This is a genomic window from Bacillus altitudinis, assembly GCF_001191605.1.
In the GTDB taxonomy this organism is placed as follows: domain Bacteria; phylum Bacillota; class Bacilli; order Bacillales; family Bacillaceae; genus Bacillus; species Bacillus altitudinis.
Genome location: NZ_CP009108.1, coordinates 198,030 through 212,528 on the forward strand (window position 1 = coordinate 198,030; position 14,499 = coordinate 212,528).

Annotated in this window: 17 protein-coding genes; 10 read left to right on the plus strand and 7 right to left on the minus strand. The window is 41.2% G+C overall.

The genetic code is table 11. The annotated features are described in order from the left end of the window. The first annotated feature begins 92 nt into the window (after positions 1-92). From ID12_RS18685 to ID12_RS01065, 3 genes are read left to right on the plus strand one after another with little or no spacing between them, the layout of a single operon-like run. Positions 93-230: a YuzL family protein gene (locus ID12_RS18685; RefSeq protein WP_008347049.1), complete on the plus strand. Its 138-nt coding sequence runs from the start codon at positions 93-95 to the stop codon at positions 228-230. Between the two features lie 10 nt (positions 231-240). Next, positions 241-492, plus strand: a complete 252-nt coding sequence (locus ID12_RS01060) for a hypothetical protein (protein ID WP_060698253.1) — start codon at positions 241-243, stop codon at positions 490-492. 12 nt (positions 493-504) lie between these two features. Then, the gene (locus ID12_RS01065; RefSeq protein WP_007500333.1) at positions 505-852 is read left to right on the plus strand and encodes a spore coat protein; all 348 of its coding nucleotides are present in this window, start codon (positions 505-507) and stop codon (positions 850-852) included. A gap of 232 nt (positions 853-1,084) precedes the next feature. Here ID12_RS01065 and ID12_RS01070 read toward each other — a convergent pair whose 3' ends face one another. From ID12_RS01070 to ID12_RS01080, 3 genes are all read right to left on the minus strand, one after another. Then, positions 1,085-1,336 carry a YusU family protein gene (locus ID12_RS01070; RefSeq protein ID WP_050826597.1) on the minus strand — a complete coding sequence of 84 codons (252 nt, stop codon included), beginning with the start codon at positions 1,334-1,336 and terminating at the stop codon, positions 1,085-1,087. A gap of 72 nt (positions 1,337-1,408) precedes the next feature. Beyond that, a complete protein-coding gene (locus ID12_RS01075; protein ID WP_008347057.1) occupies positions 1,409-2,239 on the minus strand; it encodes an ABC transporter ATP-binding protein in 831 nt (276 codons plus the stop codon). Between the two features lie 145 nt (positions 2,240-2,384). Beyond that, complete coding sequence (locus tag ID12_RS01080; RefSeq protein WP_171465740.1) at positions 2,385-2,831, minus strand: YusW family protein; 447 nt, start codon at positions 2,829-2,831, stop codon at positions 2,385-2,387. A gap of 113 nt (positions 2,832-2,944) precedes the next feature. Between ID12_RS01080 and ID12_RS01085 the strand changes: the two genes are divergently transcribed. Next, positions 2,945-3,787 (plus strand): oxidoreductase, encoded by an 843-nt coding sequence (locus tag ID12_RS01085; RefSeq protein WP_035701320.1) that lies wholly within the window; start codon positions 2,945-2,947, stop codon positions 3,785-3,787. A gap of 244 nt (positions 3,788-4,031) precedes the next feature. Here the strand turns inward: ID12_RS01085 and ID12_RS01090 are convergent, their stop codons facing one another. Further along, positions 4,032-5,402, minus strand: a complete 1,371-nt coding sequence (locus ID12_RS01090) for a S1C family serine protease (RefSeq protein WP_050826598.1) — start codon at positions 5,400-5,402, stop codon at positions 4,032-4,034. A 337-nt stretch (positions 5,403-5,739) separates the two neighbouring features. On the opposite strand from ID12_RS01090, the gene ID12_RS01095 reads away from it, so the two are divergent. After that, the gene (locus ID12_RS01095; RefSeq protein ID WP_017359278.1) at positions 5,740-6,414 is read left to right on the plus strand and encodes a response regulator transcription factor; all 675 of its coding nucleotides are present in this window, start codon (positions 5,740-5,742) and stop codon (positions 6,412-6,414) included. Then, on the plus strand, positions 6,411-7,742 hold the full coding sequence (locus ID12_RS01100; protein ID WP_007500323.1) for a HAMP domain-containing sensor histidine kinase: 1,332 nt from the start codon (positions 6,411-6,413) through the stop codon (positions 7,740-7,742). The genes ID12_RS01095 and ID12_RS01100 overlap by 4 nt, the downstream gene beginning before the upstream one ends. Positions 7,743-7,763: 21 nt before the next feature. Here the strand turns inward: ID12_RS01100 and spxO are convergent, their stop codons facing one another. Continuing rightward, entirely contained in the window at positions 7,764-7,928 is a 165-nt protein-coding gene (spxO, locus tag ID12_RS19310) for an anti-adapter protein SpxO (protein WP_008347070.1), read from the minus strand. 192 nt (positions 7,929-8,120) lie between these two features. On the opposite strand from spxO, the gene ID12_RS01105 reads away from it, so the two are divergent. Continuing rightward, on the plus strand, positions 8,121-8,999 hold the full coding sequence (locus tag ID12_RS01105; protein WP_050826599.1) for a TetR/AcrR family transcriptional regulator: 879 nt from the start codon (positions 8,121-8,123) through the stop codon (positions 8,997-8,999). Positions 9,000-9,112: 113 nt separating this feature from the next. Here the strand turns inward: ID12_RS01105 and fumC are convergent, their stop codons facing one another. Further along, positions 9,113-10,507: a class II fumarate hydratase gene (fumC, locus tag ID12_RS01110; RefSeq protein WP_050826600.1), complete on the minus strand. Its 1,395-nt coding sequence runs from the start codon at positions 10,505-10,507 to the stop codon at positions 9,113-9,115. Between the two features lie 87 nt (positions 10,508-10,594). Continuing rightward, entirely contained in the window at positions 10,595-10,762 is a 168-nt protein-coding gene (locus ID12_RS18700) for a YvzF family protein (protein WP_003213147.1), read from the minus strand. A 113-nt stretch (positions 10,763-10,875) separates the two neighbouring features. On the opposite strand from ID12_RS18700, the gene ID12_RS01115 reads away from it, so the two are divergent. Genes ID12_RS01115 through ID12_RS01125 form a run of 3 tightly spaced genes read left to right on the plus strand, consistent with a single transcriptional unit; the run spans position 10,876 to position 14,496 of the window. After that, positions 10,876-12,300 carry a spore germination protein gene (locus ID12_RS01115; protein ID WP_008347079.1) on the plus strand — a complete coding sequence of 475 codons (1,425 nt, stop codon included), beginning with the start codon at positions 10,876-10,878 and terminating at the stop codon, positions 12,298-12,300. Beyond that, positions 12,287-13,381: a GerAB/ArcD/ProY family transporter gene (locus ID12_RS01120; protein ID WP_008347081.1), complete on the plus strand. Its 1,095-nt coding sequence runs from the start codon at positions 12,287-12,289 to the stop codon at positions 13,379-13,381. Before ID12_RS01115 ends, ID12_RS01120 begins: the two co-directional genes overlap by 14 nt. Beyond that, the gene (locus tag ID12_RS01125) at positions 13,378-14,496 is read left to right on the plus strand and encodes a Ger(x)C family spore germination protein (protein ID WP_008347083.1); all 1,119 of its coding nucleotides are present in this window, start codon (positions 13,378-13,380) and stop codon (positions 14,494-14,496) included. Before ID12_RS01120 ends, ID12_RS01125 begins: the two co-directional genes overlap by 4 nt. The last annotated feature ends 3 nt before the right edge of the window (positions 14,497-14,499 follow it).

Sequence of the window (14,499 nt, forward strand, 5' to 3'; positions counted from 1 at the left end):
GATTTCAAAAATTTACACATTCTCATGCGTCTTTCTTTACAGCGTATGAATTAAAGACGAGGGGGAATTGTAAGAATGGAGGTGATGTCCACATGTCTCGTTTGCAAAAGAACCCATCAAAAGCAGGCGTAAGTGCTGCAAGTGTGAAAGGAAACGCAGGTCCATCACAAGAAGCAGACCTAGGCGGTAAAAAGACCAGTCAAAATCAGCAATATAAAAAGAAATCGTAAGGAGGAACACATCTTGAACAACCAGCAAATGAATATGCCCCCACAGGTGATTTCAGTAAAGGATTCCTTGTACCTAGAGGATATGCTCAACTGGAATTTGATCGCAATGAAAAAGGCCCACTTTATGGCCGAGCATTGTCAGGATCAAACATTGAAACAAGAACTCAATCAAGTGGGTCAAATGCACCATCAGCATTACACACAAATACTTCAACATTTAGGCAGCTCAGGGCAAGGCCAGTCTTCTGGCTTTATGCAATAGGAGGTAACAGACATGGAACAGCAAAACCAACAAAAAATCGGGAATCCACAAACGCCGGTTCCAACAACGACAAACATGAACGATCGCGACTTTGTCACAGACCTTTTGTCGACTGAAAAATATATGACAAGCGGATATAACACAGCGCTCAATGAATTCAGCCATGAATCTCTTTACCAAGATATTCAGCGAATTGCGCTAGAAACACAAAAAACGCAAAGACATTTATATGATGTCATGTTCAAATATGGCTGGTACTCTGTCGAAGCCGCTGACCAGCAGAAGCTTCAGCAGGCACATCAAAAGTTCCAGCAAACACTGACAGATCAATCACCGTACGGATCATCACCCATGTCATAAAGAAAAACTGCCAGCTCGTACTGGCAGTTTCAGCGTGTAGACAAACCCTCGCATTCGGTGTCAGTCCTGCGCTTCGGTGCTCACGAATGTCGAATTCGCTCCGCTCCGGTGCTCGTCCTTCCTAGACTGCAAAGGTTTTCTATCACGCTGAAAAGAAGACAAAGGGCTAAAATAAAGTTCATTTTAGCCCTTTGTCAACAATCTCAAACTGCCAGCTCGTACTGGCAGTTTTTTAACGGTCTTTATTGGCACGATGAGCTTCATTTAATTGCTTGATCCGCTGAATCATTTCTTTGATGTCTTCTTTTGCCTCTGGATACATGTCATTAAAATGCTTGGCTAAAGGCGGCATGCTTTTGGCAATATGAGAATAGATGATCCACTGCGAGACATCTCTTTTCAGTTCCTCATTCGTTTCACCAAGCAGCAGCTCTGTATATTTATCAAGCAGGCCTTCGAGCTTTTCATCTAATTCATTTCCCATTGGTATTCCGCTCCTTTTTTCAGAAAAAAGCCTGACTCTGCGTGTAACAGATGTCAGGCTTTTCACATACGATTATCTTGCAGCAAGAAATGTCTCAGCTTGTGCCTGTTGGACAATACAGCGTCCTCTGCCGTGCGGAATACATAAAGGTGTTCCGAATAAAGGATCTGTTGTGACTTGGCAGTTCATATCAAAGACATTTTTCACAAGATCACAGTTAATGACAGTTTCCGGTCTTCCTTCTGCATAAATCGACTTGTCTTTAATGGCCACAAGGTGATGCGCATATCTGCAAGCGAGATTGAGGTCATGCAGAACCATGACAATCGTGCGCTGCTCTTTTTCATTTAAATCAAAAAGAAGATCCAGGATTTCAATTTGGTGCGTCATGTCTAAATACGTTGTTGGCTCATCTAATAGAATAATATCCGTCTCCTGAGCCAGTGTCATCGCAATCCATGCACGCTGCCTTTGTCCACCTGATAATGAATCAACCGTTCGATCAGCAAGGTCTTCCATCTTCGTTGACTTTAGTGCGCGATTAACCGCTTCTTCATCTTGCTTTGACCATTGCTTCAGCCAATTTTGATAAGGATATCGCCCTTGCTTGACGAGCTGATGCACCGTTAATCCTTCTGGCGCTTCTGGTCCTTGCGGAAGAATGGCGAGCTGTTTCGCCACTTCCTTTGTTGGTAATTTTGCAATGGAATGACCTTCAAGAAGGACAGAACCACCCATTGGCTTCATGAGACGGGCCAAAGAGCGAAGTAGCGTGGATTTACCGCATCCATTGCTGCCAATAAATACTGTGATTTCACCCTTAGGGATTGACACATTTAGTTCGTCTATGATCATTGTTTCTCCGTAACCTAAGCTTAAACCTTCAGTAGAAATGGCACTCATTCCGCTCAAACGCTCCTTTTCTCATCCAAATTTTTTATATTGAATATCGTCTATGTAGACGTCAAAGATCACTTATCTCAATTTAGTGTATCAGATTTAAGTGATCTTGAAAATCATTTTCAATTAAAAAATGAGAAAGTCTCGTTTACTTTTTCTTTTCGAATGCACGTTTTGTCCCATCTTCGAGCTTGATATCGACTCGTATCCGCTGATAATCATCATCTAAATTAAAAGCAGATAATAACTCATTGACATATGTTTCATTCAGCTTTGCACTAGGAATCGACATATCATTGAGCTTCATTTTCATTTCACGTAAAGCTTCTTCCCCTTCATAGCGGACACCATTCATATGATCTCGAATCAGTGCTTCTTCTCTTCCACCAGCTTGACGATAGGTAGCTTCATATAATTCGCTTTTTTGTCCATATTGTACGTGCAATTGCAAATGCTGAAATGGCAATTCCTTCATTTGAACAGCTGACAGACTTTCAGCTTCTGCTTCATGTGGATGTTGTATTGGTTCGATTGAACGACAGCCAGACAGCATAAAGAACAGCACTCCTAGCAGTCCCGCCTTCTTCCAGCACATCATGTGTTTCCTCCTATTTCATAGCATCGTTTTTTATTCTTCTCCAAGCCCCTTTTGGTTATTCAATAAAACAGCAGACTATGGTAGATTAAAACAAAAAGGAGAACCGGAAGATGAATAAAACAGCCATTGTGACTGGTGCCAACAGCGGTTTCGGAAAGCTCATCACACTGCGTCTCGCTCAGCAAGGGTACACTGTGATTGCTGGCGTAAGACAGGAAACCAATGCGAAAAAGCTTGCCGAAGAAGTAAAGAACGCCGCTTTATCCGAATCAATACATATTGAAGCATTAGATGTGACAGATACACAGTCCATTCAAGCATTTCAAAAAAGGCTTAATGCCTATGCTCCCATTCACCTGCTTGTGAACAATGCGGGAACGGCCTATGCTGGTTTTGCTGAAGAAGTGCCTGTTGACCAGTACCGTGAGCAATTTGAAGTCAATGTCTTTGGTGTGATGGAAATGACACAAGCAGTCCTTCCGTTGATGACGAGCGGTGCAAAAATATTCAATATGAGCAGTATCAGCGGACTCATGGGAATGCCCGCACTCTCTCCATATGTATCGTCAAAGTTTGCACTAGAGGGCTATACAGAGAGTTTGCGAATTGAGCTGGCTGCGTTTGGTATTCAGGCCGCTTTGATTGAGCCGGGTTCTTTCCAAACGAACATTTGGAACACCTCCATGAATGAGCAAATGACACCACCATCAGCAGGTTCTAAATACACAACTATTTATCAAAACATGATGTCCTATATAGAGACGCAAAAAAACAACTATGGAGATCCAGGCGAAGTTGCAGAGCTTGTGGTTTCGCTTGCAGAGAAGAAGCGACTAAAGAAGCTAAGGTATCTTGTGGGGAAAGGTGTTCGGCTTTCATTCATAGCAAAGCAGCTCTTGCCTTGGAATGTATGGGAAAACATTATTTTACGGACACTATCCTCAAAAAAATAGGCACAAAAAAACAGGTGGATCGCTTATCCACCTGTCAGCGTGTAGACAAACCTTCGCATTCTTTGTCAGTCCTGCGTGCTGGTGCTCACGAATGTCAAATTCGCTCCGCGCCAGTACTCGTCCTTCCTAGACTTCAAAGGTTTTCTATCACGCTGAAAAAAAGAAGACAAAGGGCTAAAATCAAGTTCATTTTAGCCCTTTGTCAACAATCTAACAGGTGGATCTTTTATCCACCTGTTTTCTTTTATTCGTTATCAGACTGCCCAAGGGTAATATCAAGATTTTTATTCTTTCCATCACGAATGACAGTCATTGTCGTTTTATCGCCAATTTTTGTTTCTTTATAAAGGATTTCTTTCAGTTGTGAGCTGTTCGCTACATCTTTTCCTTTGAACTTGATGATGACATCTCCAGACTTCAAGCCTGCTTTTTGTGCAGGAGATCCTTTTGAAACATCTTTTACATAGATGCCTTTACCGATTTGTTTATCAAATAGGCCAAGTGTATTTTCCTGATACGTTTCAGGCACTTGCTCAAGATCAATCATTTGTACGCCAAGGTAAGGACGTTCGACTTTTCCATTTTTCAACAGCTGATCTACGATCGGTTTGACATCGTTACTTGGGATCGCAAATCCGAGTGATTCTACTCCGCTTTCGCTAATTTTCAAGCTGTTGATGCCGATGACTTGACCGTCTGTATTGATCAGTGGACCGCCACTGTTTCCAGGGTTAATGGCAGCATCTGTTTGAAGCACATTCATCTCAACGGTTCCAGATGATGTATTGGCTTCAACGGTACGATCGAGACCACTAATAATCCCTTCTGTTACTGTACCAGAGAACTGCGCACCGAGCGGGTTCCCGATTGCAATGACTTTGTCTCCAGCACGAAGCTTAGAAGAATCTCCAAAACTTGCAACTTTATCAATGCCGTCAGCATTTATTTCCACGACAGCTAAATCTGTCATTACGTCACTGCCGACAAGCTTCGCATCTTTTGTTTTTCCATCGTATAGTGTGACCTTTAATTTATTGGCACCCTCGACTACATGGTTATTTGTGATAATGTATGCTTTTTTGCCATCTTTTTTGAAGATGACACCAGAACCAGTTCCAGCTTCTGCTTCAGTTGAATCACCGCTAAGACCGAACGAGTTTTGTGTAGATTGATAGTTTGATACCCCTACAATCGTCGGCTCTAAATCTTCTACCATATCAGCAACATTCGTCGCATTGGTGATTTGTTTTGTTGAGAAATTTTCAGATGAAGCCGGTTCGCTTGATGCTGTTTGGGTTTGAGTGTTTGCCGCTGTATCTTGTGACTGCGGTAAAAGCGGTGTAATGCCAAGCACAAGACCGCCGCCAATAATCCCTCCAAGAATCGGACTTAGCCATGCAGCCTTTCGTTTTTTCTCCTTTTTAGACGAACGGTCATCAATCACTTGAGGAGACCCATTTGTCACCCTCTCCTGAGAGGCAGATGCTTCGTTTTCATGGTGGTGAAAAACGAGTTCTTTCTCTTTTTCTGGTTCTTCTATTTGTTTCTCATTCTCTTGATGTGTGAGTTCTTGATCATTCATTTTTTTCTCTTCATCTTCTCTTCGGAAATCCATCGCTTGCACTCCTTTGCATCATTTTCATGAAATGCTTCATTCATATGTCTAGACAGGACTCATGTCCTCTTAATGGCAATATCATTGAAAAATTCTTTATGACAATATGTCAAATTATATAATACTTATTCATAGAAAAAAAGCAAGGTGTGCACATTGGTGAAAAGCACCTATTCATTAGCCTTTTGTCTATGCCCTTTTTTCCCTTGAGCTTATCATAAACAAACATTATGGGATAATAATGAGAAGAATATGTGAAATTGTGAAAAAAGCGTGTGATTGTTGACATGCCGCCTTTGTATCCCGTTATAATGACGTTGAGAGGATGTGGAAGACTTTGTCGTACACCATTTATTTAGTTGAAGATGAGCAGAATTTAAATGAACTGTTAACCAAATATTTAGAGAGTGAAAATTGGAATGTGTCCTCTTTTTTAACCGGAGAAGCGGCACGCGAAGCAATGAACAAGCCCCCGCATCTATGGATTTTAGATATTATGCTGCCTGATACAGACGGCTACACACTCATTAAAGAAATCAAAGCAGCCTCGCCTGACGTACCGGTCATTTTTATTTCGGCACGTGATGCAGATATTGATCGTGTGCTTGGCTTAGAACTCGGGAGCAGTGATTATATTGCGAAACCCTTTCTTCCGCGCGAGCTGATCATCCGTGTGCAAAAGCTGCTGGAGCTTGTATATAAAAACAGTGACACACCGCAGCAAAGCGTCACACCCGTTTCTTCCTATATCATTCATGAGGACGTAAGAGAGGTGTATGAAGGAGATCAGCTGATTAATTTAACGTCTAAGGAATTTGATTTGCTGCTCTTATTTACCCATCATCAAGGACATGCCTTTTCCCGGGAAGATATCCTCGTCAAGATCTGGGGGCACGATTACTTCGGGACAGATCGTGTGGTCGATGATCTTGTCAGACGGCTGCGCAAAAAAATGCCTGACTTAAAAGTCGAGACCATTTATGGATTTGGCTATAGGATGCTAAAAGGATGAAGAACAAACCACTCGCTTTTCAAATTTGGGTTGTCATCTCTGGCATTTTACTCACCATCTCGATTGTCCTGATCATTTTATTTTCAAATACATTACGCAGCTTCTTTACGAATGAAATTTATAAAAACATCGAAAACGAGCAGCAAGTGTTAACAGAATACCCTCTGAATCGAGACGGCTCACCAAAGTCGACACCAGAAAACCGCTCGGTTCAGCACATTCTGATTCCGTCAGATGAATTAAATCAAATGGCTCAGTTTTTCCCGCATGCCTTTATTGAAAAAGTGCAGTCCTTTGTTAAAAAACAAAAAAGCGCAACAAAACGCTATTCTGAAGAAGTGAATGGCCAGCATATCTTTTTTGTGATCAAAAAAGTCTCAACTGGCAATACACAATATATTCTCTTGTCATATGCACCCGATTCTTATCGAGATGACTTGTCCTTTACACTGTTTAAACAGCTGATTTTCATCTTAGGAACGGTTATTTTACTAAGCTGGATTCCATCGATTTGGCTCGCCCGCTACTTATCACGTCCAATCGTCGCGTTTGAAAAGCACGTCAAACGCATTGCACAAGAAGACTGGGACGATCCTGTGATGGTTGACCGGCAAGATGAAATTGGCAAACTGGGGCATACGATTGAAGAAATGAGACAAAAGCTCATTCAAAAGGATGAAACAGAACGAACGCTTTTGCAAAATATATCACACGACTTAAAAACACCTGTGATGGTCATCCGCGGTTATACGCAGTCTATTAAAGATGGAATTTTCCCTAAAGGAGATCTTGAACAAACGGTGGAAGTGATTGAAGGCGAAGCGGAAAAGCTTGAGAAGAAAATCAAAGATTTGCTGTATTTAACAAAGCTTGATTATTTATCAAAACAACATCCGGCGCATTCTCCCTTCCTTGTGAGTAATACAATGCTGGAAGTGGTTGACCGTTTACGCTGGTCGAAAAATGAATTGCAGTGGAACGTGGACTTAGATGATGAGGCTGCACTTGAAGGCGATCCAGAACAATGGAGCAAATTATTTGAAAATGTATTAGAAAATCAACTTCGCTACGCAAAAAATAAAATTGATATTCATATGAAGCAGGAAGAGGATCAAATTCGCATCGTCATTCGTAATGATGGCCCTCCAATTGAAGAACACATGCTATCCAGCCTATACGAACCTTTTAGTAAGGGAAAAAAGGGCGAATTCGGCATTGGATTAAGCATTGTCAAACGAATTCTTTCAATGCATCAAGCGTCCATATCAATTGAAAATGATGAACTAGGTGTACGCTATACGATCACTGTTCCAAAGAAGAGGCTGTAGGTTTTACACCGCAGTCTTTTTTTAGATGAATGAATACCCATTGAAATCACGGTATGTGGCTTTGATCTTCTTGCCAGCTTGATACATCCATTTCTTTTCAATGGTTGTCTCTTTCGGCATTTTGACTTTTTCTACTTGAATTCCTTTTGCTTTCAAGCGTCTAATCATATCATCAATTTCTCTCATGGAACATCATCCTTTCACATTTTTTGACCGGTTGGTCACCTTACTTTATAATATAAAGAATTACACTGTAAAAAACAAGTTACAATCTGATTAATTTTTGAAAAGTTTTGTCGTTTATGACCGATAAGTCACATCTCTTTGCGCACGTTTCCTAAGACATTTGTCGCTCGGTAAGAAAGGATGACATTCATATTGAAAAAGAAAGAAAAAATGATTATTGAGGCTGGTATGAAGTTATTTGCCAGCAAAGGCTATAATACAACGTCTGTTCAGGAAATTGCGGATGAATGCCACATGTCAAAGGGTGCGTTTTACCTTTATTTCAAATCGAAAGAAGCACTACTTATTTCGATCTTGCATTACTATTACGATAAGGTATTTACCCGGATTCATGAGGTTCAAACAGAGGGCGGCACACCAAAAGAGGCCTACCGGAAACAGCTCACTGTCTATTACGATAATATTTTGCAACAAAAGGATTTTATTAAAATGCAGCTAAGCGACAGGGCGCTCCCATTGAACGAAGAAACGCAGCAGCTCGCAAAGCAAATTCGACTTGCGACGATTCAGTTGCACATTGATAACATTAAGCAAGTGTATGGAGATGCGGCCATTCCTTATATGGCTGATCTATGTTTAACGATTGAGGGCATGAGTCACGTTTACTTTGAGCTTGCCATTTTATATGATTTTCAGCTCGAAGCAGAGGAGCTTGCCGCAACAATGATTCACCGTATTGATGATCTAATGGGCGGTATGATGAAGCGCAATGACCATCCGCTCATTTCTGTGGACCAAGCAAGCGACTGGTTCGGCCCGATTTATGAACGATCATTTGACCCGCTCACAGAATCTCTATTAAAAGAATTAAGAGAGCTGGCAGAAGCACATTATGAAGTGAAAGACAAGCCAGATTTATTTGAAGCGCTTGGCATTTTAGAAAACGAGTTAAACAAACAAAAACCAAGACAAGTCATCGTCAAAGGCATGCTTTATCAATTGAAATTATACACACCGCTTCAGCCGGTCTCCAGCTCCTTATTACGCATTCTAAAAGAAGATCATTTATAAAACCCAGGGCTTGGTTGCCCTGGGTTTATGATTGTGACAAATAATCAAACTTCTTTTCTGTAATTTCAGGGAGTTTCCATAAAAAAACCAGAGGCACAGAGGCCTCTGGTGTCTTATTTTGCTTTCGGTGTCACCATTTCTTCTGGTTTCACAAACTCTTCAAACTGCTCTTCTGTTAATAGTTCTAATTGAAGGGCAGCTTCTTTTAGTGTTAATCCTTCTTTGTGCGCAAGCTTCGCAATTTTCGCTGCATTTTCATATCCGATGTGCGGGTTGAGTGCCGTCACAAGCATCAATGAATTGTTTAGGTTTTTCTCGATTGTTTCTAGGTTTGGTTCAATTCCAACGGCACACTTGTCATGGAATGAGTTCATGCCGTCAGCAAGCAATTCAACTGACTGCAAGAAGTTATAGATGATGACCGGTTTAAATACGTTCAGCTCGAAGTTTCCTTGGCTTGCGGCAAAACCGATCGTTGCATCATTCCCCATGATTTGTGCGGCAACCATTGTTAAAGCTTCACTTTGAGTTGGGTTGACTTTTCCTGGCATAATGGAGCTGCCTGGCTCATTTTCAGGAATGATCAATTCACCAATTCCGCAGCGAGGACCACTTGCAAGCCATCTCACATCATTGGCAATTTTCATTAAGTCAGCTGCAAGAGCTTTAAGCGCACCGTGTGCATATGTGATTTCATCATGGCTTGTGAGCGCATGGAATTTGTTTGGTGAAGAATTGAACGTTTGACCTGTTAACTGGCTGATTTCTTCTGCCACGTATTTGCCAAACTCAGGATGTGCGTTAATTCCTGTCCCAACAGCTGTTCCGCCAATCGCAAGTTCTCTCATTTTTTCAGTAGATTCTAAAATCATTTCTTTTGAACGGTCAAGCATGTACACCCAGCCGCTAATCTCTTGGCCAACTGTAAGAGGTGTTGCATCTTGCAAATGCGTACGGCCAATTTTCACGATTTCTTGGTATGCTTTTGCTTTCTCATCAAGCGTCGCTCTTAACTGGTCAATCGCAGGCAATAGCTTTTTGTACACAGCTAAAACAGCTGCCACGTGCATAGCCGTTGGGAATGTATCATTTGAGCTTTGGCTGCGGTTGACATCGTCATTCGGGTGAATGCTGAATTCACTATTTTTATCTTTCAAGTAAGCAGTTGCTCTATTTGCAACGACTTCGTTCATGTTCATGTTACTTTGTGTTCCACTTCCTGTTTGCCATACAACAAGCGGGAAATGCTCGTCATATTTTCCACTGATGATGTCATCACATACAGCAGCAATCGCTTCTGCTTTTTCACTTTCTAAGTTGCCAAGACGTTCGTTGGCAATCGCTGTGCTACGTTTCAAAATTGCAAACGCATTCACAACTTCCTTTGGCATTTTCTCAGAACCGATTTTGAAATTTTCTTTGCTTCGTTGTGTTTGTGCACCCCAGAACTTGTCCTTTGGCACCTTGATTTCGCCCATTGTATCTTTTTCGATTCTAAATTCTGTCATTATGTATCCCTCCATAGCTTCATCACTCAACTCTATTCTATACAAAAAACGAAAATCCTTTAAGCGTTTTCAATTAAAATTTTATCTTTATTTTAATTTTAGTTCAATATAAACACGAACATCTTTGGAATATTTGTATTTCGGATTGGTTTTTCCGTAATCTTTTGACGTATAGGTCACCTCATAATGCTTGTCAAACGACTGTAGAATACGGTCGATCTCCTCTTTTGTTCCTGCTAAACGAATTTGCGCCATCGTCTTTCCTCCAACACCGTGATTCTTTCATATACCACAAAATAATGTAACACAGAATATTGTTTTTTCAAGCAGGTAATGCTAAGAAAAAGAAATTGAGGCGGGTGATCCATTTGAATCAAACTCCATTGAAAGAGCACTTATACGATAATCTCTCTGTCATTCTCCCTCAGTTAAAGGACATGGATGATTTGATCCATGAGAAAAAAACATTGCCTCATGGACAGGTTGTCTACTATTTATACATTAAAGAAATGAACGAAGCGATGCAGATTCAAACCTTCTTAAAGCTGCTATTGCAAGATCATGCCTCTCTAACAAAAGAGAAGCTAGAATCCAATTTATCGATGATGACTACCCGTACGGTAAAAACCTCTGAAGAACTAGTAGATGCTATTTTTCAAGGACATTGTGTCGTACTGATTAATGGATTTCAGCACGCTTATATTTTAGAAACACATGGAACGAAGAAACGCAATTTAGGAGATGCTACATCTGAAACCGTCGTAAGAGGACCAAAGATTGGTTTCATTGAAGATATCAACACGAACTTAGCTCTCGTCAGACAGCGTTTGAAAAACCCTGATCTCAAAACAGTAGACATGAAAATCGGCGAAAAGAAATACACCCAAGTATCGATCATGTACATTGACGGTATCGTTGAGCCCTCTGTTTTAAAAGAGGTAAAAAAGCGTCTCAAACAAGTCACCATTGATGATATACAAGACTCTGGCGTCCTTGAAGAGCTCATTGAAGACAATGTGTATTCTCCTTTTCCGCAAATTCAAAACACAGAACGGCCTGATAAAGTCGCATCTGCTTTAAACAATGGGCGCGTCGCCATCTTTGTCGATCATTCGCCTTTTATCTTAATTGTGCCTGCTTCCCTCGCGACGATTATGCAGTCACCTGATGATTATTATGAAAGATGGATCGCCGCCTCTCTTATTCGTTTGCTACGTTTTACGTCCATCTTTCTCACATTGTTTTTATCAGCCATTTATATTGCCCTTGTGTCCTTCCATCAAGGTCTTTTGCCCACAACTTTAGCTATTTCCATCTCAAGCACACGAGAGAATGTCCCCTTTCCTCCTATTGTGGAAGCACTCATCATGGAAATGACCATTGAGCTGCTGCGAGAGGCTGGGTTAAGGCTTCCTAATCCACTTGGACAAACAATCGGACTTGTGGGCGGTGTTGTCATTGGGCAGGCAGCCGTACAAGCCCATATCGTCAGCTCCATTATGGTCATTATTGTCAGCGTCATTGCACTTGCATCCTTTACCTTTCCTCAATATGGAATGGGGATATCATTTCGTGTCCTTCGCTTTGTGTCCATGTTTACTGCAGCTGCATTCGGTTTATATGGACTTGTCCTGTTTATGCTCGTCTTACTCACTCATTTGACAAGACAAAAAAGCTTTGGCACCCCATATTTTTCACCAGATTTTGTGTTCAGTTATAAAAATGAGGACAATTCCATCATCAGATTGCCTTTGAAAAATCAAAAGAAAGGGGAACGACATGGTCAATCATAAAGAGTCGATCACAAGCTATCAGGCAAGTGCCATTATCGCCAATACCACACTAGGTGCAAGTATGATGATTCTGCCAAGATCAATGGCTCAAGCTGCGCCTACACCTGACGGCTGGATTGCACTCTTACTCATGAGTGTGATATACATTGTGTTCATTTTTGTCAATGTGCTCATGATGAAAAAGGTCTCCTTTTCTTCCTACTATGACTATACAAAAGAAGGACTTGGGAAATGGATTGGCTCACTTGCCAACCTGTTGATTATTATTTACTTTCTCGGCGTTGCCAGCTATGAAGTACGAGCCATGTCTGAGATGGTGAAATTCTTTCTACTTCAAAACACACCGGTAGCCGTGACGATGATCAGCTTTATTTTGGTTGGTTTTTACCTTGTGATTGGGGGGATTGGAGATTTTGCCCGGCTGTGCCCTTTTTTTCTGATTGTCACACTCATCATCTTATTTGTAGCCTACGGACTTAGTGTACAAGAGTTTAAGCTCGATAACCTACGGCCAGTTTTAGGAGAGGGCATTTCCCCTGTTTTCAATTCCTTGAATGCTTCGGCCATTTCGTTTGTCGGCATTGAAATGATGCTTTTCATGCCTGCCTATATGAATACGCAAAAACACACTTTTGCATATGGCTCCATCGGCTTTTTGATTCCTGCGATCATCTATATTTTCACCTATATTCTTGTGGTTGGTGCGCTCACGGTGAAAGAAACGGCGACTCTGACGTGGCCGACCATTGCCTTATTTCAATCATTTGATATTCAGGGGATTTTTATTGAACGGATTGAATCCTTTTTGCTGATTGTTTGGCTTGTCCAGCTTTATACGAGCTTTGTAGGATATACGTTTTTTGCTACGATAGGAGTCATCAAATTGACTAAATTCCCTAAAAAAATCGCGCTCGCCTTGATGGGCATTGTGATCTTCTTTGCCGCTCTTTTCCCAAAAGATGTTGATACGGTCCGAGACTATTTAACCTACGTAAACAACTTGTTCTTTCTTCTATTTGGTATACTCCCGTTTCTTTTATTTATCATCGTATTTTTCAAAAGGAGGCGGAAAACAGCATGAAAAAGAAAGCGGTTCTTGCGCTCTTCTCACTGATTCTATTATGCGGGTGCTGGGATAGTACAAATATCGAGGAGCTCAACATGGCAATTGGATTTGCTGTAGATAAAGGAGATGACGGACATAAATTGAAGCTGTCTATGCAGGTGCTCGTTCCGCAAAAAATTGAGCAAGAATCAAGCGTGAAAGATCCGACGAAGATTATTGAGACAAGCGGTGATTCCATACACCAAATTTTTCGTACAACGGCCCTAAAAACACACCGCATTTTTGCTCAGCAGCTGAGGGTTTATTTGTTTTCTCAAGACCTTATCAATGAAAATAATTTCGATTTGGTCATCAATCAATTCATTCGGGACAATGAAACACGAAGAGGAAGCCTTGTCTTTATGGCCTCTGAGAAGCCTGGAGATATGCTGAAAATCAATGACGACGGCCAGCCTGCCGCTTCCACCTTATACGATATTTCTTCGAATACAAAAACGACCATTCGTATGTTCAAGCCCGTTTCCTTAGGAGATATTTCTTCTGCTATGCAAAACAACGTATCCTTTGCCATTCCGAAAGTCAGTGTCAGTCAGGGCAAATTAATGCTGGATGGTGCCTCGATTATTCAGAACAAACGATTTCTCACCAACATCTCTCCTTTAGCGGTGCAGTCCTACAACCTGCTGACTGGAGATGCAACAGGCGGAGTGATTGAATTCCAATATGAACATAGCATTTATTCTTTTGAGATCTTTAAAATCAAACACAACATTGACACCCATAAAACAGCCAGTGGCAAATATGAATTTGATGTGTCAGTGGAGCTTGATGGAAGATTGTCTGAGGATTGGAATGAACGGGAAAATTCATTTAATGAAAAATACCTCCAAGAAATTGAGAAAGTCGTGGCACATCGACTTGAGGAAAATGTAAAAGATTTTATCGGGGAATTACAGCATGAGATCAAAGCAGATATTTGTGGATTTTATCAAAAAGCGAGTATTGCCTATCCGAAGGAATTCCGAAAAGAAGCAAAACATTGGGATGACATTTTTAGTGAATCGGATATTCGTTACAAGGTAAATGTGAAAATCCGTGACTTCGGGACTAAGGGCGCAACACAATCCTGATAG